The organism is Spirillospora sp. NPDC048823 (assembly GCF_043198445.1).
Classification (GTDB): Bacteria; Actinomycetota; Actinomycetes; order Streptosporangiales; family Streptosporangiaceae; genus Spirillospora.
In genome coordinates, this window is the sequence record NZ_JBICUT010000007.1 from 352,471 (window position 1) to 377,293 (window position 24,823).

The 24,823-nt window shown below is 71.4% G+C and carries 22 protein-coding genes; 10 read left to right on the forward strand and 12 right to left on the reverse strand.

What is annotated here, in order from left to right; all coding sequences use genetic code 11:
* Positions 1-96 precede the first annotated feature (96 nt).
* A complete protein-coding gene (locus tag ACGFK0_RS19345; RefSeq protein WP_392906446.1) occupies positions 97-714 on the reverse strand; it encodes a TetR/AcrR family transcriptional regulator in 618 nt (205 codons plus the stop codon).
* A gap of 103 nt (positions 715-817) precedes the next feature.
* On the opposite strand from ACGFK0_RS19345, the gene ACGFK0_RS19350 reads away from it, so the two are divergent.
* From ACGFK0_RS19350 to ACGFK0_RS19365, 4 genes are all read left to right on the forward strand, one after another.
* Complete coding sequence (locus tag ACGFK0_RS19350; protein WP_392906448.1) at positions 818-2,089, forward strand: acyltransferase family protein; 1,272 nt, start codon at positions 818-820, stop codon at positions 2,087-2,089.
* 83 nt (positions 2,090-2,172) lie between these two features.
* Positions 2,173-4,335 carry a hypothetical protein gene (locus ACGFK0_RS19355; protein ID WP_392906450.1) on the forward strand — a complete coding sequence of 721 codons (2,163 nt, stop codon included), beginning with the start codon at positions 2,173-2,175 and terminating at the stop codon, positions 4,333-4,335.
* Positions 4,336-4,970: 635 nt separating this feature from the next.
* A complete protein-coding gene (locus ACGFK0_RS19360) occupies positions 4,971-5,705 on the forward strand; it encodes a S1 family peptidase (protein ID WP_392906451.1) in 735 nt (244 codons plus the stop codon).
* Between the two features lie 98 nt (positions 5,706-5,803).
* Entirely contained in the window at positions 5,804-6,370 is a 567-nt protein-coding gene (locus ACGFK0_RS19365) for a snapalysin family zinc-dependent metalloprotease (protein ID WP_392906452.1), read from the forward strand.
* Positions 6,371-6,455: 85 nt separating this feature from the next.
* On the opposite strand, the gene ACGFK0_RS19370 is transcribed toward ACGFK0_RS19365, so the two are convergent.
* On the reverse strand, positions 6,456-7,853 hold the full coding sequence (locus ACGFK0_RS19370) for an MFS transporter (RefSeq protein WP_392906454.1): 1,398 nt from the start codon (positions 7,851-7,853) through the stop codon (positions 6,456-6,458).
* Positions 7,854-8,046: 193 nt separating this feature from the next.
* On the opposite strand from ACGFK0_RS19370, the gene ACGFK0_RS19375 reads away from it, so the two are divergent.
* Positions 8,047-8,343 (forward strand): hypothetical protein, encoded by a 297-nt coding sequence (locus ACGFK0_RS19375; RefSeq protein WP_392906455.1) that lies wholly within the window; start codon positions 8,047-8,049, stop codon positions 8,341-8,343.
* A gap of 105 nt (positions 8,344-8,448) precedes the next feature.
* On the opposite strand, the gene ACGFK0_RS19380 is transcribed toward ACGFK0_RS19375, so the two are convergent.
* The 3 genes from ACGFK0_RS19380 to ACGFK0_RS19390 all read right to left on the reverse strand — a co-directional run bounded on the left by ACGFK0_RS19380 (position 8,449) and on the right by ACGFK0_RS19390 (position 10,737).
* The gene (locus tag ACGFK0_RS19380) at positions 8,449-9,540 is read right to left on the reverse strand and encodes a hypothetical protein (protein ID WP_392906456.1); all 1,092 of its coding nucleotides are present in this window, start codon (positions 9,538-9,540) and stop codon (positions 8,449-8,451) included.
* Positions 9,541-9,730: 190 nt separating this feature from the next.
* Positions 9,731-9,925 (reverse strand): DUF397 domain-containing protein, encoded by a 195-nt coding sequence (locus tag ACGFK0_RS19385; RefSeq protein ID WP_392906458.1) that lies wholly within the window; start codon positions 9,923-9,925, stop codon positions 9,731-9,733.
* Positions 9,922-10,737 (reverse strand): helix-turn-helix domain-containing protein, encoded by an 816-nt coding sequence (locus ACGFK0_RS19390; protein WP_392906460.1) that lies wholly within the window; start codon positions 10,735-10,737, stop codon positions 9,922-9,924. Before ACGFK0_RS19390 ends, ACGFK0_RS19385 begins: the two co-directional genes overlap by 4 nt.
* Positions 10,738-10,917: 180 nt before the next feature.
* Between ACGFK0_RS19390 and ACGFK0_RS19395 the strand changes: the two genes are divergently transcribed.
* The gene (locus ACGFK0_RS19395) at positions 10,918-11,268 is read left to right on the forward strand and encodes an ATP-binding protein (protein WP_392906461.1); all 351 of its coding nucleotides are present in this window, start codon (positions 10,918-10,920) and stop codon (positions 11,266-11,268) included.
* Between the two features lie 31 nt (positions 11,269-11,299).
* Here ACGFK0_RS19395 and ACGFK0_RS19400 read toward each other — a convergent pair whose 3' ends face one another.
* The 4 genes from ACGFK0_RS19400 to ACGFK0_RS19415 form a co-directional block, all read right to left on the reverse strand.
* Positions 11,300-11,746, reverse strand: coding sequence for a hypothetical protein (locus tag ACGFK0_RS19400; protein WP_392906463.1), 447 nt, complete (start codon positions 11,744-11,746; stop codon positions 11,300-11,302).
* Between the two features lie 51 nt (positions 11,747-11,797).
* Positions 11,798-13,036, reverse strand: coding sequence for a PHB depolymerase family esterase (locus ACGFK0_RS19405; RefSeq protein ID WP_392906464.1), 1,239 nt, complete (start codon positions 13,034-13,036; stop codon positions 11,798-11,800).
* 151 nt (positions 13,037-13,187) lie between these two features.
* Positions 13,188-13,535, reverse strand: coding sequence for a VOC family protein (locus ACGFK0_RS19410; RefSeq protein WP_392906466.1), 348 nt, complete (start codon positions 13,533-13,535; stop codon positions 13,188-13,190).
* A 129-nt stretch (positions 13,536-13,664) separates the two neighbouring features.
* Positions 13,665-16,562 (reverse strand): ATP-binding protein, encoded by a 2,898-nt coding sequence (locus tag ACGFK0_RS19415; protein ID WP_392906467.1) that lies wholly within the window; start codon positions 16,560-16,562, stop codon positions 13,665-13,667.
* 92 nt (positions 16,563-16,654) lie between these two features.
* Here ACGFK0_RS19415 and ACGFK0_RS19420 point away from each other — a divergent pair, with 92 nt between their 5' ends.
* Entirely contained in the window at positions 16,655-17,737 is a 1,083-nt protein-coding gene (locus ACGFK0_RS19420) for a class I SAM-dependent methyltransferase (RefSeq protein ID WP_392906468.1), read from the forward strand.
* 64 nt (positions 17,738-17,801) lie between these two features.
* On the opposite strand, the gene ACGFK0_RS19425 is transcribed toward ACGFK0_RS19420, so the two are convergent.
* The 3 genes from ACGFK0_RS19425 to ACGFK0_RS19435 form a co-directional block, all read right to left on the reverse strand.
* Positions 17,802-18,065 (reverse strand): hypothetical protein, encoded by a 264-nt coding sequence (locus ACGFK0_RS19425; protein WP_392906469.1) that lies wholly within the window; start codon positions 18,063-18,065, stop codon positions 17,802-17,804.
* A 2-nt stretch (positions 18,066-18,067) separates the two neighbouring features.
* On the reverse strand, positions 18,068-19,207 hold the full coding sequence (locus ACGFK0_RS19430) for a hypothetical protein (RefSeq protein WP_392906470.1): 1,140 nt from the start codon (positions 19,205-19,207) through the stop codon (positions 18,068-18,070).
* A 62-nt stretch (positions 19,208-19,269) separates the two neighbouring features.
* On the reverse strand, positions 19,270-20,331 hold the full coding sequence (locus tag ACGFK0_RS19435; RefSeq protein WP_392906471.1) for an SRPBCC family protein: 1,062 nt from the start codon (positions 20,329-20,331) through the stop codon (positions 19,270-19,272).
* A gap of 299 nt (positions 20,332-20,630) precedes the next feature.
* On the opposite strand from ACGFK0_RS19435, the gene ACGFK0_RS19440 reads away from it, so the two are divergent.
* From ACGFK0_RS19440 to ACGFK0_RS19450, 3 genes are read left to right on the forward strand one after another with little or no spacing between them, the layout of a single operon-like run.
* The gene (locus ACGFK0_RS19440; RefSeq protein ID WP_392906473.1) at positions 20,631-23,105 is read left to right on the forward strand and encodes a nitrate- and nitrite sensing domain-containing protein; all 2,475 of its coding nucleotides are present in this window, start codon (positions 20,631-20,633) and stop codon (positions 23,103-23,105) included.
* Entirely contained in the window at positions 23,105-23,536 is a 432-nt protein-coding gene (locus ACGFK0_RS19445; RefSeq protein WP_392906475.1) for a DUF742 domain-containing protein, read from the forward strand. Before ACGFK0_RS19440 ends, ACGFK0_RS19445 begins: the two co-directional genes overlap by 1 nt.
* A complete protein-coding gene (locus tag ACGFK0_RS19450) occupies positions 23,517-24,812 on the forward strand; it encodes an ABC transporter substrate-binding protein (RefSeq protein ID WP_392906476.1) in 1,296 nt (431 codons plus the stop codon). The genes ACGFK0_RS19445 and ACGFK0_RS19450 overlap by 20 nt, the downstream gene beginning before the upstream one ends.
* Positions 24,813-24,823: the final 11 nt, after the last annotated feature.

Genomic DNA, 24,823 nt, shown 5'->3' on the forward strand with positions numbered 1-24,823 from the left:
GCCAAGGATCGGCCGGAACCGGGATCGTCCCGTAGCCGGGATCGTCCAGCGGCCGCCCATCGCGGGGGCCGTCCTGCGCCCGGCCCGTAGTGCGGCTCAGCGAGAGGCGAGGAGTCCGCGGAGCAGGTCGATCTGCAGGTGCGCGAGCCGCTGCCCCTCCGCGATATCGGTCTCCTCGAGATGCCGGAGCGCCCACGCGTTGATCGTCCACAGCGTCGCGAGGGTCAGTTCGCCCTGCAGGGACGGGGGCAGGTCGTCGCGGACGGCGCCGGCCGCGCGCCCGGCGGCGAGCGCCCGGCCTAGCCAGTCGTCGATCCCGCGCTTGACCCGGGCGAGGGAGCCGTCGTCGCCGGCCGGCGCGTCCGGGACGTAGAACAGCCGCCAGAAGTCGATGAGCCGGCAGTCCACCGCGGCGGCGCCCATCAGGTCGTCCGACATCCGCGTGACCTCGGCCCAGAAGCCGGGGACGGCGAGCGAGTCCGGATCGGGCACCTTCACGGCGTCGCGCAGTTCGCCCGTGAGGCCGTTCACGACCGCGTCGAACAGCGCTTCTTTCGACTCGTAGTAGTGGTAGAAGGAGCTTTTGCTCATTCCGCAGGATCGAATGATGCGGTTCAGCGACGCGTGGCCGAACCCGTGGCGCACGAACTCCTCCATTGCGAAACCGAGCAGTTCACGGCGCCGTTCGGGCGGCAGCACGGCTTTGGATTTCACGCAGAGGAGCATAGCCCGGGTGACGGAACATCACGCGGCGACGGGTGTGGGTGATCTTGCTAGTTCCGCCGCACCATCGTGCCGACCCACCTAGTCTGTCGGGATGGGTGCTGCTTCGGGTGTTTCCACCTCTGTGTCCCGACTTGGGTGGCTTGATGCACTTCGCGGAGGGGCGGCCCTGGCGGTGGCGCTGCACCACGCGAGCTATGTGTACCTGCCCTCACTGCGGACCCGACTCGCCGACTGGTTCGACCCCGGCACGTACGGGGTACTCGTGTTCTTCCTGGTCAGCGGGTATATCGTGCCGGCGTCGCTGGAGCGTCGGGGAAGCGTGCGAGGTTTCTGGATCGGGCGGTTCTTCCGCATCTACCCGCTGCTGGCCGTCGCCTGCTTCCTGGCGGTGCTCCCGTTCCTGCTGGGCGTGCTCGGGCTGCGGGCCGGCCTGGAGCGCTACTCCCCCGCGACCGCCGTCCTGGCGCACATGACGATGCTGCAGGACCTCCTGAACGTCCCCAACGCGATGAACGTGCTGTGGACGCTGTCGTACGAGATGGCGTTCTACCTGCTGATCGTCGCGCTGTTCGTGGTGGGCGGGCACCGCCGGTCGGCACCGGTCGCCACCGTCCTCACGGTGGTCGCGCTGGTCGCGGTCGCACTGACGGCGAGCGGGCTGCTGACGGGCGTGTACGCGCCGTCCGCCCTGCTGTCGCGGACGGCGGGGACCGGCGCCGTGGTCGCGGTGACCGCGGCGGCCCTGATCGTCGCGATCGCTGCGGCCATGTCGAAGCGTCAAGCGCCGCGCCTGGCCGGCGGGCTCCTCGGCGGGCTGCTCGCCCTCGTGCTGGTGACGGTGAACGGCCGCGTCGGCGCGTGGGAGGGCGCGATCATGCTGGCGATCATGTTCATGGGCACGGCCGTCCACCGCGCCGAGCACGGCCAGATCACCCGGCGCGCGTGCGCCGTGACCGCGGTCGTCGTCCTGGTGGGGGCGGTCGCCGCCGGGACCTGGCATGCCGCGCCCCACGGACGGCCCGCGCAGCTCGTCTGGTGCGGGGCGGTGGTGCTGGCGGCGGCCACGTTCGCGGCGGCGTGGCGGCTCCGGGACCGGCGGTTCCCCCGCTGGGCGACCGGCCTCGGGACGATCAGCTTCTCGGTGTACCTGCTGCATCCGCTGCTGCTGATGGTGGCGGCGCAGTTCCTCGACATCTCCGGGCGCGAGGACGTGGTGGGCCTGGCGTTCTTCCTCCTGGTGCTGCTGGCGGTGAGCTGGGCGTCGCACCGCTGGATCGAGGAGCCCGCGCAACGTCTGGGACGCCGATTCACGCGTCCCGCCCGGCCGGCCACGCGAGCGCAGCCACAAGTGCTCACCCCGTAACCATGCGGGTTTGCTCGATCTGCTCGTGATCATGCCGAATTAACCGTGTGCGTGGGTTCGGGGTGCGCTGCCACCATGGCGCAGTGAACATCTGGCTTGCGGAACTGATCGTCCGGCACACGCACCGCATCCCCGCGCCCGAGGGACCCCTCGGGGACGGGGCGGCGGCGGCGCGGCGTTTCGACGCGGCGCTGATGTCGGCCGGGTTCAAGCTGTCGCGGGACGTCATGGCGGCGCTGTCGGGCCTGTCGGAGGAGACCGTTCTCAAGGTCGCGGGACGGACGCTGCCGGTCGTCCGGGAGATGGCGGGCGACCATGTCCGGCACAACGTGTACTTCCGGGACTTCCCGCGCAACGTGCCCGACACCATGGACTTCTGGGTGGGCCTCCTGCGTGAGACGCTCCTCGACCCGGCGGCCGCGCCCGCGGCGATGGCGTCGCTGCAGGGCGGCACCCTGAACCTGCTCACGCTCGTCGGCTACGGCACCTACCGGCACGACTACGAGGAGATGCTCGAAGCGCACGACGAGCTGATCGCCGGCGCCGGCGACCGGGTGACGGTGCTGCACCTGGGACGCGGCCTCGCCGAGGAGGGCGAGCGGCTGTATCTGCGGCTCGCCGGCAGCGTCACGCCGCTCGACGAGGACGACCTCGGTGCACTGGGCAGGCTGGCCGAGCACTACGCGGACGGCCCGCCCCCGGAGCGGATCCCGGTCCGGGAGAACCGGGCGGTCATCAACCAGGTGCGCCTGGCGGTCGGCGCGGATCTCCTCGTCGACACGATCACCGACGTCCTGCGCCTGGCGTGCGCGCTGTCGGACGGCGACGTGACCCTTCAGGAGCCGACGCGGTTCGTGTCGATGCCGCGTCCGATGCGGCGGTCGCTGCTCGCCGCCCTCGACGCCGTGGTGGGCGCCGACCCCGGCAAGCTCGGGGACGTCGCCGCCCGGCGCGAGGCGTGGAAGCGGCTCGGTGAGCGGCTCCACCCGCACGAGTACCCGAGGTGGGCGCGGGCGGCGGACGTGTTCGCGGTCGCGCGCGGCGAGAAGAACGCGCCGTCGTTCGCGGCGCGGATCGAGGCGCGGCTCGCGTCCGGGGACGTGGCCGGCGCCGCGAACGTGGCGAAGGGCGCGCCCGGGATGCTGTTCCGGTCGCTGGACCGGCTGCTGCGCATGGCGCCGGACGCGCAGGACGCCGTCCTGGATGCGGCGGAATCGGTTGCGGGACGAGTGTCCGGCCGGGTTCTGCTGTCGGTGCGGGAGCATCTGCTCAACCGCGCCGCCACGACCGAGCGGACGCGGGTGCGCCTGTTCGCCAACCGTCTCGGCCGCGGCACGACGGCACCCGACACGCGGGCGCCCCTCGACCCGGAGACCGTGGCGCGGCTCTCGGCGTTCCTGGACGAGGAGATCCGCGGGCGACTCCCGTCCGCCGGGCATCTGGTCGTCGACCCCGACGCGCTCGACGTCGCGCTGCCGCTCAGCGGGAAGGGGGCCGGAAACGGCCTCGGTGTCCTTCCCCGCGGTTCGGTGTCGCCCATCAGCGGTGAGCTGCTGCGGTTCTTCGTGTATTGGCGGCAGCGTAAGCGCAGGACCGACTTCGACCTTTCGGTGCTCCTGCTCGACGAAGACTATGGCGACCCGGAATGGCTGGCGTTCACGAACCTCAAGACCGACGGCGGAGAGCATTCCGGCGACATCACCGATGCCCCGGAGGGCGCATCGGAATTCATCAACCTCTCCCTGGGGCGCATCACCTCGCGGTTCGTCGTTCCGCAGGTGGACATCTATTCCGGTGAGGGGTTCGACGAGGTCGAGGAGTCGTTCTTCGGGTTCATGCTGCGCGACGGCGAGCAGAAGGGCCGTCCGTTCGAGGCACGCACCGTCCGGATGAAGTCCGAGCTGCGCGGGCCCGGCCGGGTCGCGCTGCCGATGGTGTTCATGCGCGGGGACGACGGCCGGTGGCGCGCCAAGTGGCTGCACCTGCACCTCAAGGGCGTGCTGGAGTTCAACCAGGTGGAGGGCAACCATTTGACGACCTCGAACCTGGTGCGCGGCATCGTGGAGCGCCGGTTCATCACCATCGGTCATCTGAAGGACCTCATCGACGCCGAGAAGACGAGCCTCTGGGACGGGAACGCCCCGGACGGTCCCGTCACCTACATCGGCCTGGAGCGTCCCGAGGGCCTCCACGAGGACTCGCGGGTCTTCACTCTGGAAAATCTCGGTGACCTGATCCCGGCCTAGCTGCTACCGTTGTTCCCGCGAGGCCATGAGGGGGCTTCCTTCTCATCATTTTCAGATATCCAGCCCTTTCGCTCTCCTCGCACTTCGCATGACGGGCGCGCCCATCCGGGTGGCGCCCGTTCTGCTGTTGCTCCACTTATTCCTCGGACAGGACCCGGTATCCCGCGACCTCGTTCGGCAGCCGCGGTTCCCGGGCCTGAATCGAGGCGATCATGCCTCTCTGCATCCGTTCATCGCCTCGGGGAAGGCGCTCGCGTCGTCGCCGAGCGCCGGGTCCGCCATGGACGTCTGGACGTTCTCCGGACGCTCTCCGGCCGCTCTCCGGACGCTCTCCGGACGCTCTCCGGACGCTCTCCGGCCGGTCTCCGGACGGTCGCGGGTCGCCACGCCCGCCGCCCTAGCCCGCGGCGCCGCCGCACACCCACCCCAATGCGGGTCACGAGCGGATGTGAACGGGCGGGTTGAAAAACTGCCGTCCTTTCAGTGCGGGCGGGAGAGCGGTAGAAGGTTCGCAGGTGGCGCCCGCTCTCCGCATGGAAAGTCTTCTATTGCGGCGGCGCACCCGGTGTCCGGCAATGGCGATTTTGGCAGTTCTGGTCAATAGTCGGTGGAGCCTCGTGAAAGGACCCCCGCTCATGAAGAAACGCAGACTGCTGGTCGCGATACCGGCCGCCTTCGTGGCGCTGTCCGGTACGTCGATCGCCTACGCCGATCCCACCCCGCCGCCCACCCCGAAGATCGTGGGCGGCGTGCCCGCGTCGCAGGTCTACTCGTTCATGGCGTCGCTGCAGAGCTCGTCCGGACGGCACAGCTGCGGCGGTTCGCTCGTCGGCGCGAGCTGGGTCGTGACCGCCTCGCACTGCGGCACGCCCTACCAGGTCAGGATCGGCACCACCCGGTACAACTCCGGTGGTGAGGTCCGCCGGGTCACGAGCCGGCAGGTGATCGGCGGCGATGTCGCCCTGCTCCGGCTGGCCTCCCCCGCGTCGTCCGCGCCGGTGCCCATCGCCACCAGCGCGCCGGTCGGCTCGTCGACCCGGCTGCTCGGCTGGGGGCAGACCTGCCCGCAGCGGGGTTGCGGCCCCGCGCCCGTCGGCCTGCGCCAGCTCGACACCCGGATCCTCTCGGACTCGCAGTGCTGGGGCATCGAAAGCGCGGAGCTGTGCATCGAGGGCGGCGGCGGCCGTGGCGCCTGCTACGGCGACTCCGGCGGCCCCGCGATCGTCGGCTCTTCGGGCAGGTGGCAGCTGGTCGGCGCGACCAGCCGCGGCACCGCGTCGCAGTGCGCCGTCTCCCCCGCCATCTACGGCGACGTCACCGCCTACCGCTCCCGCATCCTGCAGATCATCGGCGGCGGCGTGCGCGCCTGACCGGCCTGTGGACCGGCCCCGTTGAACGTGCCCTCCGCCGGAGCGCGGTGCCCGGCGGAGGGTGCCCCCACCCCGCTCCCACCACCACGAGGAATCCCATGGTCATCAGAAACCTGCTGAGGGTCTGCGCCGCTCTGCTGCTCGGCCTGGCCTTCCTGGCCGGGACGGGCGCGCCCGCCTCGGCCACGCCCGCCTCCGACGCGTCCAGCGCCGTCCGCACCGTCCGGTACGACGCCAGCCGCGCCGCGGAGTTCCGGGCGGCGGTCGACGAAGGCGCGCGGATATGGAACGAGCGCGTCAGCAATGTCCAGCTCGTCCCCGGGTCCCCGGCCGACGTGATCGTCCTCGCCGACGACGGCTGGCCCCGCGCCCGGGTCACGGGCCTTGGCCGCGGCACCATCTGGATGGGCCGCCAGGCCGTCTGGGACGGCCACTACACGGTCCGGATCGCGTCCCACGAACTGGGCCACATCCTCGGCCTGCCCGACCGGCGCACCGGCCGCTGCACGGACCTGATGTCCGGGGCCAGCGCCGGGACGTCCTGCCGCAACCCCAACCCGAACGCGGCCGAGATCGCCGAGGTCGAGGACAACTTCCGGTACGGCCGCACGCGCGTCGCACCCGGAATCACCCTCACCGAGGCCCCCGCCCCCGCCGCTCGCTGACCCGCCACGCCCCGGGCGCCCGCTCTCTCCGGCGGGCGCCCGGTCGGCGTTTCGCCGGTGCCCGGCCGGGTGGGCACCCGGTTCCTCAGGCCCGGCGTCGCGGCAGGAACGGGACGAGCGCCGTCCCCGCGGCGGTGATGAGCGCGGCGACGAGGAAGGCCGTCGCGTAGCCGTCCACCGGTTCCGGCCCGGACGCGGCCGCCGCCGCGCCGAGGACGGTCAGCCCGATCGCGCCGCCGATCGTGCGGGACGTGTTGACAACGCCCGCCACCGCACCCGCCTCGTCTTTGGACGCACCCGCGGTGGACGCCTCCACCAGCGGCGTCATCAGCAGCCCGAAGCCGAGCGCCATGGTCACGCCCGGCCCGAGAACGGAGCCGAGGAACGTGCCGCCCGCGTCCAGCACGACGCTCTGCCACGCGAACCCGGCCGCCGCCAGCAGCCCGCCGGCGCCCGCCAGGAGCCGCGCGTCCATGCGCTCCATGAGCGTCGGGGCGAGCCTCGACCCGAGGATGATGCCCAGCGTGTGCGGCAGGAACGACAACCCGGTGCGCACCGCGCTGTACTGCAGGACGTTCTGCATGTAAAGCGACAGGAAGTACCAGAGCGCGAACCCGCCCATCATGATGACCAGGGTGGTGAGGTTGCCGACCGCGACGCTGCGCAGCTGGAACAGCCGCAGCCGGACGAGCGGATGCGGCGCCCGCGCCTCGACGGCGACGAACGCCGCCAGCAGCACGAGCCCGCCGGCCAGCGGAACCAGCGACGTCCACCCGTCGGCCTCGATCCGCCCGATGCCGAACGCCAGCAGCCCCACCCCGCCGGTGACGAGCACGGCCCCCGGCAGGTCGAGGCGGGCACGCCGGTCGCCGTCGCGCTCGTCTCGCAGCCACCGCGCCGCGATCACCGCCACGACCGCGCCGACCGGCACGTTGATCAGGAAGACCCAGCGCCAGCTCAGATAATCGGTCAGCAGCCCGCCGACCAGCCCGCCCGTGGCGCCCCCGGCGGTACCGACGGCCGTCCACATGGCGATCGCCTTCGTCCGCGCCGGCCCGGCGGGGAAGGTGGCGGTGACCAGCGAAAGCGTGACGGGCGCGAGGATCGCCGCCCCCAAGCCCTGCACGGCCCGCGCACCGATCAGCATGCTCCCGCCCTGCGCGAACCCACCGGCGAGGCTGGCCACGGTGAACAGGCCGAGCCCTACAAGGAAGACGCGCTTGCGTCCGAACAGATCGGCGGCTCGTCCGCCCAGCAGCAGAAAGCCGGCGAACGTCAGCGAATAGGCGTTGACGACCCATTGCAGGCCGGTGGCGCCGAACCCGAGACCGGTCCGCAGTTCGGGCAATGCGACGTTGACAACCGAAATGTCCAGGACGACAAGGAACTGCCCCACGGACGCCGCCAGCAGCGCGGCCCAGCCGGGGGTGGACGAACGCGCCGGCGCCTTCCCGGCGGCTTTGGGCTCATAGGTCGCTGTCATGATCTCCATACTGGCCCGCACACCCGCTCCCCCACGTCGGCCCCCGGTCCCGATGCCCCAGGTCCGATCGACCTAGGACCATCGGTCATTCGGGCACCCGGTCCTGAACCGTGTGGTGATGGTTTACCGTGAGCACCTGGCTTCGGGTGGTCACCAGCCTCGCCCGAGCATGCGGACCGCAGGAGGAAGGGCCATGAAGCACACCCTGCTGTGGGCTGTCCCCCTGGGCATTCTGCTGGTCGTGCTCGCAGAGTGGGCTTTGCTGGCGAACCCTGGAGGACGGCTCGTCGGGCTGGTCCTGCTTTCTGTACTGCTGGGATTCATCGGCGTGTTCGCGCTGGCGCCGGTCACCCTCGCGGCCGGCGCTACGAGCCGTGCCGCGATCTCTTGCCGTCGGGGCACGGAGGAGGACGACGCCGACCGGCGACGCAGAATCGCCGCGACGATGCGCGCCTACGAAGCCGCCCTGGAGAAGCACGCGAGCACCTGATCCGCCCTCCGGGCTCGACCACGGCGACCTCATAGACACCGCCGACCCGGCGCACCGGCGAAAACCGCCCGCATCCGCCGCCCGCAGACGGAGAGCCCCGCCAAATCACATGGATGACCGGCGACCGAACCTCTGCGCCGCGTTGCTCTGCGGTGGCGGGTCTTCGGAGAAGGGCTCGACCGACAAGAACCACTCATGGTCCTTCTCGGACGCCTCAAGGATCAGGTATCCCGGCCGTGGCAGCCGCATCGCGCGCCGTCCGTCATGTGTGCCCCAACCATCCCCGGATCCCTCCGGCATGCCGGCAGGCCAGCGAGGCGTGCGGCAGCGGCAGTCCCCGCCCCGAAGGCACCCGCACTCGAACTCCACGCTCCAGGCCCCTTCCGATCTGGCCTGCACGGTCAACAACGCCGGGCCGCCGTCGTAGAACAGCACCTCGTCACCGCCCCCGCCGCGCCACTCCGAGCCGAGAAGCGGCGCAGCGGACATCGGCCTGATGCGCACCGACCAGCGCTGCGCCTCTTCGACGCATTCGATCCGCAAATGGGTCGGTTTGGGCCCCAGAATGACACGGCCGTGGTAGGCGCCCTCATAGTTGATCACCAGTTCGGACCCGGTGTCGGTCTCGTCCTCGGTACGGACGACGGGACTGACACACAGGTCACCCCCGCAGGTCACCTCGACGATGGCCGGGCGGCCGGGTTCCGGGCGGTCGATGAGTACTTCGACGGTGCCCCCGCCGGCGCCGAGAGTCAGGAACCGCTCTCCGGTCGCGTTCTCCGGCACACCGGGAGGCTCCGAGCGACTACGGTCGGCCTCCAGCGGCGGGAGCGCATCGATCGGCACCGGACGTTCGGCCCGCCGGGCGGCCAACCTGATCAGTGCCGCGCGACCGTCGCGCAGCGCCACCAGCGCGACCTGCTCGTGCTCCGCGGCCGCAGCGCGGTCATAGGCGAGCAAGGCGGTGCTGTAGTCCTCCGTTGCCCCAGGATCAGCCTCAATCTCCTCCGGGGTGACGGTCAGGGTCTGCAGCTCTTCCCCGAACGCCGTGACCGATTCCTGCAGCGGAGCGGGGAGCACCGCGCGAGCGGTGGCAGCCGGGGGCCTTCGACGCCTGACGAGCCCGAACGCGGCGACACCGCAGCCCGCGACGAAGGCGACCACGGCCACCAGCACATTATTCAACATGATCGACATCGTCACAGATGAACCGGTCCACACCAACACGAGCCTTCTGTGGCTGCACCATCGCGGATGCCGTTATCCAGGTTGCCGTGTCCTGGCCCTGGCCCACCGCTATCTGGCACGACCAACGCACCGGCCGACCGCTCCGCAGTGATGCGGCAGGACGCCGGACCGAGGGTGAGGGTGAGGCCGGACGGGACGGTCAGCGGGTCGAGTGCCGCCTGACCTGCTCGATCAAACCCGCGAACTGCGCAACGGACAAGGTGAGGTGCCCCCCGTCCGGGTCCTTGCTGTCCCGCACCCCAATCCCGGCCCCTGGCGCAAGTCGTCCCAGCTCAACGCAGTGCTCGTCGTCCGCTCCGCCGCTGTGCGTGCTCTTGCGCCATTGCACGATCATTCGTAGCTCTCCAAGTACCGCTTGATGATCTCGCGAGAAGCCTCCAAGGAGGCCGCCTTCGCGCCGATACGATCGAACTTAACCGACAATTCGCGTACCTCGCCAGGCGTTTCGATCAAGCGGCCACCGTTCTGGGCACCCGAATAGGCGATGTCGCGGCTCTCCAGGCTGAGGATCTGGAGCGACCCGTCAACGCCCAAGTGAGCGCCCGATTTGAACGGGACGATACGTAGGCTGACCTGCGGGAGGTCAGCCATGGCGAGCAGGTGCTCCAACTGCTCCTTGTGCACCTCCGGGCGGCCGACCTCACGCGCCAGCACGCTCTCATCGAGCGTTGCCCACATCTCGACCTCAGTTCCCCGCTCGAAGAAGGACTTCTTCCGAGCAACACGCCTCTCCATCGCAGCCTCGAAATCCTTTGGGGTACCGGACTGGACGTAGGACCAGGTGTATTCGTCGGTCTGGAGGGCGAGCGGGATGACCTGACCGTGGTAGGTCTTGATCAGGGTTGCCTCCCGCTCGTACTTGACGAGCTGCTTTCCCCAGTTGGGGTCGTGCGCCATCCGGGCAAACCAGAGCAAGAGCTGAAATAGCAGACCCGTCTCGAAGTGTCGGTCGAGCGCCCGAACATGGTCGTCCTGCAGGCGCCGCCGTCCCGCTTCGAAGTTGGATACAGTCCCCCGTGTTACTCCCATGATCTCCCCGCACTGGGTCAGCGATAGACCCATCTTCTCCCGCCAAAACCGCAGGTAGAAGGCCAAGAAGTACCACATAGAGATCTTGGGGTCGAGTGGATCCCGGACGATCGGCATTCGCGTCCTCCCTGTATTCATCTTCGGCGGCTACAGGCAAAACATAGAACGTTCAGGTGATCCTTGCCGCAGGAAATCGGAATCTCGGGCAAGGACAGGACGATGACGATGACGGCGACCGAAGAGTCGACCATGTCCCTTATGGGCACGCCTGCCGCAGTAGGACTCGCACGCACTTATGTGGATACGCGAATCCGCAAATGGGACTATTTCCACATTCTCGACAGCGCGCTTCTCGTCGTCTCAGAACTCGTGACCAACGCGGCCCGCCAGACGCCGCGCGAGGAGATCCGGCTCCAGCTCAGCCGGGACGCCTACGGGATCATCATCGCCGTCTGGGACAAGGACCACGAGTTGCCCAAGGCCAAGCCGCTGACCGAACTCACCCTCGAAGACCTCGACCTCTCCGAGGAGGCGTTCGACGACAACGGCGGCTGGGGTCTCCATATCGTCCAAGCCCTGTCCGCCAAGTGCGGAGTCACCGCTGACCCGGCCGGCGGCAAGTGGATCTGGGCGCGAATACACCCGTAGCGGCCTTCGCGCCCGCTGCCACGAGCCGAGGTCAGCGGAGTTGCTCGTAGGCGGCGTAGGCGGCGGCGCCGTAGACCAGGTGCGGGACGATGTCGGAGACCCAGCTTGAGGCGGACCACTCGCGTGGATCCGTGATGCCCAACGCGGTCATCGGGACGTTCGACCCGAGCAGGGCGAGCGTCCCGAGGGCGAGGACGCCGACCGGCCAGGAGGTGCGGCGGCGGGTCGCCGCCCCGTAGCAGAGGGCCGCCGCGATGCCCGTCCCGTAGCCCATCAGGGCGCCCAGGCCCTGCCTGCGGTTCTCCGCCTGCTCTTCCTCGCCAAGGCTGATGTGCGCTTCGTCCGCCAGCTTCTGGATGGTGTCCTCCGGTGTGCTGCTGCCCCCGCGCGCCCGGACGGCCATGTCGAGATAGGTGGTCGCGTTGAGCGCGGTGGTCCCCGCGGCTCCGGCGATCAGTCCCTTGATGAGAGTGCCCATGTGGCCACCGCTACCCCGATTCGGGGTCACCACCTCTCGGGGCACGCATGTTCATGAGGCGGCCGTGCAGTCGGTGCCGTTCAGGGTGAAGGCGGTCGGTTCGCCGGTATTGCCGGTGTGGGTGGCTTGCAGGCCGATCCCGACGGAGCCGCCGGCCGGGATGGAGGCGTTGTAGGACACGTTGGTCGCCTCGACCGTCCCGCTGGTGGGCCGGTAGGTCGCGCCCCAGCCCGAGGTGATCGTCTGGCCGGCGGGCAGGGTGAAGGCGAGCGTCCAGCCGTTGACCGGGGTGGTGCCCGCGTTGGTGATGGTGATGCTCGCGACCAGGCCCGTGTTCCAGGCGTTGACCGTGTAGGCGACGCGGCAGGGCGAATCGCCGGGCGTCGGGGTCGTGCCGCCTTCATCGAGTCCGAAGAACTCGATGGTGTGCTGCGCCATGCCCGTCGTCATGAGGTTGTGGCCGACGCCCTGGAGGGAATACGCCTCGACCTTGTCGCCGTAGCGGGTGCGGGTCCAGCCCTGCTGCGGCTGGTCGGTGGAGGTCGGTGTCGTGGACAGGCCGTGGACGTTGGTCCACTGGTCGATCTCTTCCCCGAAGTTCGGGTAGCGCAGGGTGTCGTCCGCGGTGCCGTGCCACAACTGCACCCGTGGCCGGGGGCCGGTGTAACCGGGGTAGGCGGAGCGGGCGATGTCGCCCCACTCCTGCGGCGTCTTCAGGACGGTGCCGTTGGCGCAGGCGCTGTTCCATCCGGAGCCGTCGGTGGTGGCGAAGCAACCGTCGGGAACACCCGCGAACGCGGCGCCGGCGGCGAACACGTCGGGGTAGTCGGCGAGCATCACGTTGGTCATCATCGCGCCGGACGAGACACCGGTGACGAACACCTTGGACGTGTCGCCGCCGTACCGCTGGAGGACGTGGTCGACCATCGACTTCAGACCGACCGGATCGCTGCCGCCCCCGCGCCTGAGCGCCTGCGGGGAGGAGACGTCGAAGCAGTTGCCGCTGCGGGTGGCGGACGGGTAGATCACGATGAACCCGTGCCGGTCGGCGAGCCGCGCGAACTCCGTCCCCGAGTACATCGCCGGCCCCGATCCCGTGCACCAGTGCACCGCCAGCAGAACCGGCGGCGTCTCCTGGACCTGGTCGGGGACGTACAGGTGCATCCGGAGACCGCTCGGGTTGTCACCGAAATCGGTGACCTCGGTCAGCGCCGCCGCGGACGCCCCGGGGCCGACCAGCACGGCGAGCATTGTGACGGCGGCGGCCACCAGTGCACCCAGCGTCCTCACGAGATCACACCCTCCTCGTTGCGAGCCGCGCTCACCCGTGCGAGTCGCCGCAGCTGTGAAGATCACTCTGCGGTGGATCGCGCACGCCGGACAAGGAGCCTTTCACCCGTTTCACACACCCGTGGGCGGCCGGGCCGGGCGGGGGCCGAGGTCAGCGGTGGCCCAGCACGTTGACCACCCGGCCGTTGGGGTCGCGGACGAAGAACCGGCGCACTCCCCACTCCTCGTCCTGCAGGGGATGCACGATCTCCGCACCGCTGTCCCGGATGGCCGCATGGGCCGCGTCCACATCGTCCACCTCGACGCTCATGTCGGGGACGACCGGTGCGGTCATGTCGTCGGTGAAGAAGCTGACCTGCGCCGTCGGGTTGGACGGGGAAGCGAGCGTCATGACCCAGCCGAGGTTCATGACCTCCTCGAAGCCCAGCAGCTCATAGAATTCCCGGCTCTCCTGCACGGCCTTCGACTGGACGTTGGGCACGACACGACGAACGGTCATCGACGACTCCAATGGAAATAGACGTGTCGGTGAGCCTCGCTCACCTCAGCGGCCCAGCATCGTCCAGGGCCGCGTCCACGTCTTGTACGGATGGGAACTCCGCGCGGCGTTGCGTCGCGGCGAGGTCACTCAGAGGGCCAGGTGGTCGGCTATCGCCCGGGCTCGCTCGGCCAGTTGGGAGTTCGGGATGTCGCGGGACAGGGCGGCGATTCCGGCGACGGTCTCTTCGCCCAGGCGGGCGTGGAGGATCTTCTCCAGGGCGGCGTACCGGGCGACGTCGGTTCCCGCGGCCGGTGGGGCGGTGTCCGCCGCGTCGGCACCGGTCAGGAGCAGGGCCGCCTCGTGCGGGCGGTCGCGGGCCGCGAGGAGCTCGGCGAAGATGCGCATGGTCGTCCACAGCTGGGGCCATGCGCCGGCGCGGCGTGTGCCGTCCAGCAGCGGGGCGACGAGTTCGAGCGCCTCGCCGTGGCGGCCCCTTCGCACCAGGGCGGCCAGCCGCGCGACCCGGGCCACCTGGCCGACGTGGGCCGCGCCGACCAGGTCGGCCTTCCCGGCCGCGGCGGCGAGCAACTCGGTCTTGCGGTCGCCCGTCTCGGCCTCGCCGAGTGCGTACAGCGCGAACGCGTGGACGGCCGTGGACCCGGCGGTCTCGGCACCCAGCACCCCTAGTTCCGCCTCCCGGCGCGCCTCCGGGAGGTCACCGCGGTAGCAGGCCGTGAGGGACAGCGAGGCGTGCGCCGACGCCCTGTATGCGGGGGCGATGTCGACCATGTCCGTGATCGTCCGCCACCAGCGGGCGGACTCGTCGTGGTCCCCGCGGTACATGGCGGCGATGCCCAGTGCGAGGTGGGCGAGATAGCGCTCGCGGGGGGTCGTCGCCCATGTGAGCGCCGTCGTCGCCAGTTCCCGTCCGCGGACGGTATCGCCCGCGTTGGTCACTGCGCAGGCGCCCGCCGCGACGCCCAGTGCCGAATCCGGGCCCGGGTCCGCTGCGCACCGCTCCGCCAGCTCGGCCGTCAGGTCGACGGTCTCCGTGCCGGGCTGCCAGTGCTGGCACAGTTGGACGGCCGCGGCGAGCCGCGCCGCGTCGGGCGTCTCCCCCGACTCGACGGCCCAGCGCAGTGCCTGCTCGATGTCGGCGCGGCGGCGCCGGAGCCGGGCGAACGCCTCGACGCTGCCCGGCCCGGCGCAGTCGGCGGCCGCCTGTTCCGTCCACCGGCACACCCAGCGCAGGTAGGCGCGCCTGGCGGCCGCCTCCTCGCCGGTGTCGCGGAGCCGGGCGGCGGCGAACGCGCGGACGACGGCGAGCATCCGGTAGTGCACGGCCTGCCCCGCCGGGTGGGTGGCGAGCAGGGAGGACTCGACGAGCGCGCTAAGGGGCCCGGCCACCGGCCGGTCCCGGGGCCACCTCGGGCAGGCGGCGGTGAGGCCCTCGACCGCCTCGGGGTCGAAGTCGGCGGGGAAGACCGCCAGGAGCGCGAGCAGTTCGCGCTGGGCCGGCGGGAGCAGGCGGTAGGACCAGTCGATCACGGCGTGCAGGTTTCCGGGACCGTGGTCGTCGAGGAGGGTGAGGTCCTCGGCGAGGCGGTCCCGGACCGGTTCGAGACCGAGGACGGCGATGCGGGACGCGGCGAGTTCCAGCGCGAGCGGCAACCCGTCCAGGCGGCGGCAGATCTCGGCGACCACGGCCACGTTGTCGCCCGTCACGCCGAAGGACGACCGCAGCCGCCTGATCCGGTCGGTGAGGACGCGGACGCTCGCCGCCAGGTCCATGCGGTCCGGGCCGGTGCGGGCGTCGGGGGTCGGCAGCGGTTCGAGGGCCAGCAGCCGTTCGGACGGCGTGCCCAGCCGGTGCCGGCTCGTCGCCAGCACCCGCGCGGACGGGCACCGCGTCACCACGGCCCCCGCCAGCGCCGCCGCCTCGGCCAGAACGTGCTCGCAGTTGTCGAGGACGAGCACGCCGGGCGAGACGCGCAGATGCTCGACGATGGCCGCGCGGGCCGATCCGGCGGGACGGTCCAGCCCCAGCGCCTCCGCCGCCGCGGCATCGACCCTGTCACCGGGCAGGGGGGCGAGCTGGACGACGGTGACCGGTGTCCCGAGGCGCTCGGCGAGGGCCGGTAGGGCCTCGGCGACCGTCCTGGTCTTGCCGACCCCGCCGGCGCCCGTGACGGTGACCAGGCGGCAGGCCGCGACGGCGTCCACCAGCTCCGCCATCGTGGCGTCCCTGCCCACGAACGCCGTCGAGGTGTCCACCCACGCGGGCGTGTCCGGGGCCGCCGCGTGCCGCCGGGACGGGCGGGCGAGGTCGTGGGCGAGGATCCGCGACTCCAGCTCGCGCAACGCCGGGGACGGGTCGAGGCCCAGCTCACCGGTCAGCCGGGCCCGGTACTCGCGGAACCGGGCGAGCGCGCCGGTGTGGTCGCCCATGTCGTAGAGCGCGGTGAGCAGCAGCTCCACGGCCTGCTCCCGGAACGGCTGCTCGGCGAGGAGGCTTTCGAGGCGGGTGGCGGCGGCGCGCGGATCGCCACCGGCCAGGGCGGCGGACGCCCTCGCCTCCATCGCGTCCCAGCGCATCCGGTCGAGGGACTGCGCCTCGAACTCGGCGAAACCGCGGTCCGCGAACTCCGCGTAGGCGGGGCCGCGCCAGAGCGCGAGCGCATCGTCCAAGAGGCGGGCCGCGTCCTGCGGGGTCTGCTCGGCGTGGCGCGACAGGGACTCGAACCGGTGGGCGTCGACCGCCGCCGGCGGGACGGCGAGGGTGTACCCGGCCGCGCCGGCGCGGATCACGCCCTCCCCGAGGACGGTGCGCAGCCGCGACAGGACGGTGCGCAGCGCGGACCTGGGGTCGGCGGGCAGCTCGTCCGCCCAGGCGGCCTCCACCAGCGCGTCGGCGGCGACCGGCCGTCCCACCTGGACCAGGAGGCGGGCCAGGACCGCACGGCGGCGCCCGGACGGCACGTCCACCGGCGTGCCGTCCCGCCGGACCTCCAGCGGCCCGAGGACGCCGAAGCGCAGGTCGACCATGTGATCCATCTTCGTTGAAGCGGTCGTGAATGTCCCGTGAAACGGGCGGCTGTGACGGTCGGAGACACGAACCCACGAGAAGGAGGGTCAAGATGACCATCGGCACCGAACTCGACATGAACACGGTCGGCGCGTTCGCCGAGAAGATCGCCGGGTTGCTGACCGGCGGCGCCACCGCGGCCCTGATGGTGGTTGGCGACCGGCTCGGCCTCTACCGGACGCTCGCGGAAGCGGGCCCGGTGACCCCGGCCCGGCTCGCCCACCTGACCGGCACGTCCGACCGGTACATCCGGGAATGGCTGGCCCAGCAGGCCGCCGTCGGCATCGTGACGCACGATGCGGCGGACGGCACGTTCACCCTGCCCGCCGAGCACGCCGCCGTCATCGCCACCGACGACTCACCGGCGTCCATGATCGGAGCCGCACCGATGATCACCGGGCTGCACCGGCGCGTCGACGAGATGGCGGACGCGTTCCGCACCGGGCAGGGCATCGCCTGGGCCGCCCAGGACCCGATGATCTTCGAGTCGACCGAGCGGTTCTTCCGGGTCGGCTACCGCAACAGCCTGGTCGGCGAGTGGATCACCGCGCTGGACGGCGTCCGCGAACGGCTGGAGGCCGGCGCGCGCGTCGCCGACATCGGGTGCGGGCACGGGGCGCCGCTCCTGCTGCTGGCGGACGCCTTCCCGAACTCCCGGTTCGTCGGGTTCGACGCCCACGAGCCGTCCATCGAGACCGCGCGGGCCCGCGCCGCCGAGGCCGGGGTGTCCGACCGGGTCACCTTCGAGGTGCACCACTGCCACGGCTACCCGCAGGACGGGTACGACCTGGTGACCTTCTTCGACTCCTTCCACGACCTCGGCGACCCCGTCGGCGCTGCCGCCTACGCCCGCGCCGCGCTGGCTCCGGGCGGGACGCTGATGCTGGTGGAGCCCGTTGCGGGCGACGACCTGGCCTCGACCCTGGCCCGGGTGCCGACCGCCGGCCTCAACTACGCCGCCTCGACGTTCCTGTGCACGGCCAACTCGCTGTCGCAGCCGGTCGGGTTGGCCCTGGGCGCGCTCGCCGGCGAGGCGCGGCTGCGGCAGGTCCTCCACGAGGCCGGCTACGGGTCCGTCCGGCGCGCGGCGGAGAACATGTTCAACATGGTGCTGGAGGCCAAACCCGGAGAGTGACATCAGAGGGGTCCGGCCGGGCGGCGGCCGGGCCCCGACGTGTGCCGCACGTCCTGTGTGGCCTCTAGTAGTGCCTGGTCGGGTTGAGCTTGGCGGCGATCGCGTAATCGATGTGGACGTCGCGGTAGGTGACGTTCTCGCGCACCTCGTCCGGGAGATTGGTCCGGTCGCTGCCGGACGCGGACTCGTCCGCGGCGTCTCCGGTGAATTTCACCGAACTTTCGGGTGCGACCTCGAAGCGCAGTTCGTCGGCCTTCACCGTGGCCGTGAAGAGAATGTCCGCCGTCCGCCGGGCTTCGGTTCCTGGGCGCTGGTCATCGCGACTCACGGTCACTCGTCTCCACGGTCGGGCGAACGCGGCTGGGCGGACACCATCCGGAACAGCGCCCGGCCCAGTTCGCGCACGGACTGCTCTGTCTCGTGAAGCGCGGACTGGAGCGCGGTGATCTCCTGTTCGCCGTTGGTCGGCTCCGCACCGTTGGTGGGCTCTGCGTCGTTGGTGGGCTCTGCGTCGTTGGTCGGCTCTTCGCCGCTGGTCGGCTCTGCGCCGTCGTCGGTCTCGTGATCGGGTTTCCGGTCGGTCTCCGGCTTGGTCTCGGGCTCGTCCTTCCGGCCGTTCCCGTTCCCGTTCTCGGCGGAGTCGTCGGGCTCCTTCGGCTCCGTGCCGATGGCGCCTTCGGTGGCCTTACCGGCTTCTTCGGTGACGCCCGCAACGCCCTCGGCGGCCCGGCCGGCGCCCTCGCCGACGCCCTCCACCGCGCCACCCGCGCCCTTGCCGACGTCACGGACGCCCTCGCCCACGCCCTTGACGGCTCCTCCGGCGCCTTCGCCCACATCCTCGACCACGGCACCGGCACCCCGGCCAACGTCCTTAACGGCTCCACCGGCGCCTTCGCCCACATCCTCGACCGCGGCACCGGCGCCCCGGCCCACGTCCTGTACCGCGCCTCCGGCCCCCCGGCCCACGTCTTCCACGGCTCCCCTGGCGCCCTTGCCGACCTCGCCCACCGCGGTACCGGTTCCGGCGCCGATGTCGCGGGCCGCCGCCTCCACGCCGCGTCCGATGTGCTGGAGGATCTCCGGGTTGCGGTCGAGCGTGGTCAGCACGCGGTCGACGATGATGGCCACGTTGTCGAGCCGGACGTCCAGTTGCGCCTGGGCCTCGACGCCCTTGATCTCCAACTTGACCCTGCCGAGGAAGACGTCCGCGCCGACGTTCAGCCGGAGCAGATCGAGGACCTGGGCGACGAGCGAGACGTGCGCCTCCAGGTTCTCCACCTCAAGGGATATCTCGTCCACCTTGAGCAGCGGTACGTCGAGATACACGTCCGGGCCCTCGCCCGAGCGCAGCCGCCTGTCCGGCGTGATGGCCTCGTCGCCGGCGCCCTCAGGCTCACCGCCGGAACCGTTTCGGCCCCGGCCGGGCTCTGGTCGGCCGGGCTCTGGTCTGTCAGACGCGGTGTTGCTCATCGCTCCCCCTCGCGGCCCGCTACCCCGGCTCGACCAGCGAAAACATGCGGGCGCAGTGAGTGTCAGGCGGAGCTTCCGGCCTTCTCCTTGGGGCGTTCCCCGGACTCCGCCTTCTCCCCGCCTTCCTCACGCTCCTCGGCGCGCTCCCCGGTTTCCTCGCCCTCCTGGTCCTCCTGGTCCTTGGGCTCGGCTTCCTGGTCCTTGGGCTCGCGCTCCTGGTCGTCCTTGGACTCGGCGTCGTCCTTGGACTCGGCGGCCTCCTGCTCCTCCTTGAGCGCGTCCTCGTGGGACTTGACCACCTCGCCGTCGCGGATCTCGCCGCGCCAGCCCTCGACCTCGTCCTGTTCCAGGAGCGTGTGCATCATCATGTGGCGTTTGATGTGCTTGAAGTCCAGGCGGAGGCGGCGTCCCTGCGCCCGCCAGAGGTTCGCGGTCTTCTCGAAGAAGCCGTCCGGGTGGTACTCGGCCACCAGCATGATCCGCGTCATGGTCGGCGCCAGTTCGTGGAAGGTCACGGCGCCGTCGACGAACCCCTTGGAGCCCTTGGACTTCCAGACGATCCGCTCGTCGGGCACCTGCTCGATGATCGTGGACTCCCAGGTCCGGTGGGACAGGAAGATCTGGGCCCGCCAGTTGAGCTTCTCGTCGGACTCCTGCTCGACGCTCTCCACCTTCTTGGTGAAGCTCGGGTAGTCGGCGAACTGCGTCCACTGGTCGTAGGCGACGCGGCGTGGAATGCCCACATCGAACTGTTCGACGATGTTGATGACCTTCATCTTGCCGCCGCCACCGCCGCCGTCCTTGCCGCCGCCGCCAATGGATTTCACGGCCTCCTTCACCTTCTCCTTCGCGCCGGTGGTGCCCGCACTGAGGCCCGCCTTGAGCGGGGACTCACCTTCGGCGAGCTTCTTGGCGCCGGCCGCGACGGCCTTCGTGCCGACGCCTCCACCGTTGTCCGTGGCGTCGGTCAGCCGCTGCGTCATGCTTTGGAGCCTTCCGCTGGCCCCGGTGAGCGCCTGCACCATGAGCGCCTGGACGAATTCCCGTCCTGCCTCCTTGAGCTGTTCGACGGGCAGCTCGGCGGGGCCGCCCTGGCCGGGGCCCTCGGTGTCCTTATCCGTCATGGTCATCACTTTCGCTTCATCGACGATGTCGTTCTGGCCATAGCCACACAAAGCGATACAAAACGACCTCTAAGGCCACTAACCGGCAGAAATTAAAGATCTACGACCCATTGCCCCCGAGGGGACGTTGATCAAGGTCAGAGGGATGAGTCACACATGGGTAACGATCCGGGCGGGTGAGTCAAATGGGCGAGGTGTCTCACGAGGATGGAGTAGCGTTCCGGCCTGCCTGGTGAGCTGGATCACAGTAGCGCGGAGGTCGTCATGAGCGTTGGCCGCCCGATGTGCGCGGAGGCGTAATGGCCCGGCGGACGGTGCCGGCCGGGCGGGGGCGGCGCGGGGTGCTCAGGGGCAGGGCCAGGTCCGTCAGGTCCCGGATCGTGCTGCTGCTGGTTCCGCCGATCACGGCGCTGGTGGTGCTGTGGGGCGTCGCCGCGACCACGTCGCTGCAGGACGGCCTGCGGCAGGCCAGGGCGCGCACGTTCACCCAGAAGGTGCTGGAGCCCACCGACCGGGTCGTCGCCGCGTTGCAGGACGAGCGGCGGATGTCGCTGTCGGCGCTGGGTGACGACGCGACCATCGGCCGCGCCGGGTTCGAGGCGCAGCGGGCCGTCACCGACCAGGCCCGGGCGCGGTTCCGCGCCTCGGCCGCCGACGGCGACATCGCGGGCGCGACCCGTCCCGAGACGCGGCGGCGGATGGTGCGGCTCGCGAGCATGCTCGGTGGGCTGGAGCCGCTGCGCGCCACGGTCGACGACCGCAGCCTGGGACGCGCCGAGGCGATGGCGCGCTACACCGAGTACATCGAGCAGGCCGCCGAGATCTACGACGAGGTCCATTCGATGGACCCGGAACTCGTGCGGCGGAGCCGGATCCTGCGCACGCTCGAACGCGCCCGGGAGAACCTGTCCCGGGAGGACGCGCTGGTCACCGGCGCGCTGGCGGCGGGACGGCTGAGCGAGGACGAGCACCTGCAGCTGGTGCAGTTCGCCGGGACGCACCGGTTCCTGTACGCCGACGCGGCGCGCAACCTGCCGGAGGAGCACCGGATCCGGTACGCGCGGATCGTGTCGGGGACGGAGTTCCGCCGGTTCGAGGAGCTGCAGAACCGGCTGATGCGCGGCGGCCCGGCCGACGGGCGGCCCGCCGTGGACATCGGCGCGTGGCACACCGCCACCGAGGCGGTGGACGCGGAGCTGGCCGCCTTGTCGTCCGGCATCCGCACGGAGAACACGCGGCGGGCCGGTGACGAGGCGGGCGGCGTGCTGCTGCGGCTCGGGCTGACCGGCGGGCTCGGGCTCCTCGCGGTGATCGCGTCCATCCTGATCGCGGTCCGGGCGGGCCGCCGGCTGATCGTGGAGAGCCGTGAGATGGCCGCGACCGTCAACGAGTTCGCCCAGCGGCGGCTGCCGCAGATCACCGAGCGGGCGCGGCGCGGCCAGGAACCGCCGGCCGACGACGGTCCGGGCGGCGGGCCCGCGGGACGGTTCCGCGTGACGGAGGTCGAGCAGATCGACCGGGCGTTCGCGCAGACCCGGCGGGCGGTCGTGCGCGCCGCCGAGGGCGAGGCCCGCGCGCACCGGCGGCTGAACGAGGTGTTCGTGACGCTGGCCCGCCGCAACCAGTCCCTTCTGCAGCGGCTGCTGCGGATGCTGGAGACCATGGAACGCGGCACCGAGGACCCCGACGAGCTGGAGCGGTTGTTCGAACTGGACGCGCTCGCGACCCGGATGCGGCGGCACGCCGAGGGCCTGGTGATCCTTTCGGGCCGTCCCTCCGGGCGGACCTGGCGCGACCCCGTCCGGATGGTGGACGTGGCGCGCGCGGCGGCGGCGGAGGTCGAGGACTACGCCCGCGTCGAGGTGGTGCCGATGGGCCGGACGGCGCTGCTCGGGCCCGCGGTCGCCGACACCATCCACCTGATGGCCGAGCTGATCGAGAACGCGGCCGCGTTCTCCCCGCCCAGCACCCCGATCCGGGTGACCGGGCAGGAGGTCGCACACGGGTTCGCGATGGAGGTGGAGGACCGCGGGCTCGGCCTGACCCCCGAAGCGCTGGCGGAGCTCAACCGGCTGCTGGCCACCGATCCCGAGCTCGACCTGGACGACAGCGCCCGGCTCGGCCTGTTCGTCGTCGCCCGCCTTTCGGCGCGGCACGGCATCACGGTGACGCTGCGTCCGTCCCCGTACGGGGGGATCGTCGCCATCGCGCTGATCCCGAAGGAACTGGTGGTGGAACGGCCCTCCGGGTACGCGGTCACGGACAGCGGCGACTGGGCCCTGCCCGCGTCCGCCGACTCGCCGCAGGAGCGTCTCGCGCTGGTCGCTCCCCCCGGGCCGCCGGCGTTCGACGAGCTGGCCGACCGGGGTCGGGGCGAGTCGGAACGTTCCGGAAACGGCGGCGGGACGGCGGACTCCGACGAGTGGGCGCGGCTGCCCGTGCGGCGCCGCCAGGCCCATCTCGCGCCGCAGCTGAAACGCGCGGCCGGAGCCGCGGAGGAACCGGCCGGGCCGGGCCCGGAGGAGCGGTCGCCGGAGGCGGCCCGCGACCTCGTGTCGATGATGCAGCGCGGCTGGGAGCGGGGCCGCGCCGCCGCGGCCGAGGACGGGGCCGCCGAGTCGGCTTCGTCCCGCAGCCCCGACTGGTTCGGGATGCCGGTCGTCCCGCCCCGTGCGGACGCGGCCAGGGACCCGGAGGCCGGCGAGGCGGACGGCGGGCGCGCCTCGGACGGCCCGTCCGGGACGGGCCGCGCGCCCGGGGCCGGCGGTGTGTGATGTCCCGCGATCTGCCGGGCGGGCGACCCGATCCCGGCCGGCACGGCCGGCCGCGGCGGGACGACGATCTGTGGGTGGACGAGGAGGCCGGTCCCGTCGTCCGTCCCTTCGCGCTGACCCGGGGCCGCACCCGGTCCCGGCGGCGCGGCGGCGACCTCGACCTGATCGCGGTCGTGGTGACCGCCGAGGTGCCGATGCCCGATCCGTTCACGCTCGGCCCCGAGGACGAGCGGATCCTGGAGTTCTGCCTCAACCCGGTGTCGGTGGCCGAGCTGGCCTCCCATCTGCGGCTGCCGGTGGGCGTGGTCCGGGTGCTGGTGAGCGATCTGCTGGACCGCGGGCTGATGGACGTGCATAGCCGTGCCGCGCCGGCCGGACGCCCCGATAGGCGCATTCTCAAGGAAGTGATCGATGGTCTCCGTGCGCTTTGACAGTCCCAAGGTCAGGTCCCTGGTCGCCGGGGCCGCGCTGCTGGCGGCGCTGGCGGGCTGCGCCTCCGGAGCGGACGGCGGCGACGCGTCCGGACCGGGAGTCACCGGCGAGCCCTGCCCCAAGGCCGTGAACCCCGAACACGGCTGCATCTACCTGGGCGTCATCTCCGACCTGACCACGGGGCCGTTCAAGGGCCTGGGCGTGCCGATGGTGGCGGCGCAGAAGGCGTTCTGGGACCGGGTCAACCAGCAGGGCGGCATCGGCGGCTACGACATCGACGTCCACACCTACGTCCGGGACAACAAGTACGACCCGGCGACGCACCGCCGCGCGTACCTGGAGATCAAGGACAAGGTGCTGGCGCTGGCGCAGAGCCTGGGGTCGCCGACCACCGAGGCGATCCTGGACGACCTGCGCACGTCCCGGATGATCGCGGTGCCCGGCTCCTACCCGTCCAAATGGGAGTTCGAGGACGTCATCCTGGAGTCGGGCGCCTCGTACTGCTTCGAGGCGATGAACGCGGTCGACCACGCCGCCGGCGCGTTCGAGGCCGAGAGCGTGATGGCCGTCCACTTCGCGGGCGACTACGGCGGCGACGGAGCGGCGGGCGCCCGGATCGCCGCGTCGGCGCGCGGCATGGAGTTCTCGGAAATGGAGACCCCGCAGGGCGCCGGCGAGCAGGACGAGGCCGTCCGGGCCATCCTCGACCGCAGGCCCGACATGGTCATGCTCACGGTCGGCCCGGCCGAGGCCGCGGCCATCGTCGGCGGGACCGTGGCGGCGGGCTTCGAGGGCCGCTTCATGGGCAACAACCCGACCTGGGTGCGGGCTCTCCTGGAGACCCCGGCGGGCGCCCCGATGAAGGCCCGCTACATGGTGGTGGCGCCGTGGAAGCCGTTCGCCTCCGACTCGCCCGGCCACACCGCGATGCGGCTGGCGCTGGGCCGGGTGCAGCCGGACGACGCGTACACCTCGGGCTGGGTCCTGTCGTATCCGCTGAAGGCGGTGCTGGAGAAGGCCGCGGCGAACGGGAGCATGACCCGCGAGGGCGTGTACAAGGCGCTCGGGCAGGTCACCACCGTGGACTACGAGGGGATTCTGCCCAGGAAGGCGGGCGACTTCTCGGGCACACCGAACGCGGCGGCGTACCGCGAGTCGGTGATCGCCCGTCCCGACGAGACGGAGTTCACCGGCGCCAAGGTGGTCACGGACTTCACCGCGGGCTCGACCGCCACCGCCCACCGCCTCGGCGCGCCCTGCTACAACCCGCGCTGACGCGCGGCGGG

Bases quoted from the DNA above. Each gene is read 5' to 3' on its own strand.
- ACGFK0_RS19350 (WP_392906448.1), top strand. From the start codon at position 818: ATGGGTGCTGCTTCGGGTGTTTCCACCTCTGTGTCCCGACTTGGGTGG.
- ACGFK0_RS19360 (WP_392906451.1), top strand. From the start codon at position 4,971: ATGAAGAAACGCAGACTGCTGGTCGCGATACCGGCCGCCTTCGTGGCG.
- ACGFK0_RS19365 (WP_392906452.1), top strand. From the start codon at position 5,804: ATGGTCATCAGAAACCTGCTGAGGGTCTGCGCCGCTCTGCTGCTCGGC.
- ACGFK0_RS19370 (WP_392906454.1), bottom strand. From the start codon at position 7,853: ATGACAGCGACCTATGAGCCCAAAGCCGCCGGGAAGGCGCCGGCGCGT.
- ACGFK0_RS19375 (WP_392906455.1), top strand. From the start codon at position 8,047: ATGAAGCACACCCTGCTGTGGGCTGTCCCCCTGGGCATTCTGCTGGTC.
- ACGFK0_RS19380 (WP_392906456.1), bottom strand. From the start codon at position 9,540: ATGTCGATCATGTTGAATAATGTGCTGGTGGCCGTGGTCGCCTTCGTC.
- ACGFK0_RS19385 (WP_392906458.1), bottom strand. From the start codon at position 9,925: ATGATCGTGCAATGGCGCAAGAGCACGCACAGCGGCGGAGCGGACGAC.
- ACGFK0_RS19390 (WP_392906460.1), bottom strand. From the start codon at position 10,737: ATGCCGATCGTCCGGGATCCACTCGACCCCAAGATCTCTATGTGGTAC.
- ACGFK0_RS19400 (WP_392906463.1), bottom strand. From the start codon at position 11,746: ATGGGCACTCTCATCAAGGGACTGATCGCCGGAGCCGCGGGGACCACC.
- ACGFK0_RS19410 (WP_392906466.1), bottom strand. From the start codon at position 13,535: ATGACCGTTCGTCGTGTCGTGCCCAACGTCCAGTCGAAGGCCGTGCAG.
- ACGFK0_RS19415 (WP_392906467.1), bottom strand. From the start codon at position 16,562: ATGGTCGACCTGCGCTTCGGCGTCCTCGGGCCGCTGGAGGTCCGGCGG.
- ACGFK0_RS19420 (WP_392906468.1), top strand. From the start codon at position 16,655: ATGACCATCGGCACCGAACTCGACATGAACACGGTCGGCGCGTTCGCC.
- ACGFK0_RS19430 (WP_392906470.1), bottom strand. From the start codon at position 19,207: ATGAGCAACACCGCGTCTGACAGACCAGAGCCCGGCCGACCAGAGCCC.
- ACGFK0_RS19435 (WP_392906471.1), bottom strand. From the start codon at position 20,331: ATGACGGATAAGGACACCGAGGGCCCCGGCCAGGGCGGCCCCGCCGAG.
- ACGFK0_RS19440 (WP_392906473.1), top strand. From the start codon at position 20,631: ATGGCCCGGCGGACGGTGCCGGCCGGGCGGGGGCGGCGCGGGGTGCTC.
- ACGFK0_RS19445 (WP_392906475.1), top strand. From the start codon at position 23,105: ATGTCCCGCGATCTGCCGGGCGGGCGACCCGATCCCGGCCGGCACGGC.
- ACGFK0_RS19450 (WP_392906476.1), top strand. From the start codon at position 23,517: ATGGTCTCCGTGCGCTTTGACAGTCCCAAGGTCAGGTCCCTGGTCGCC.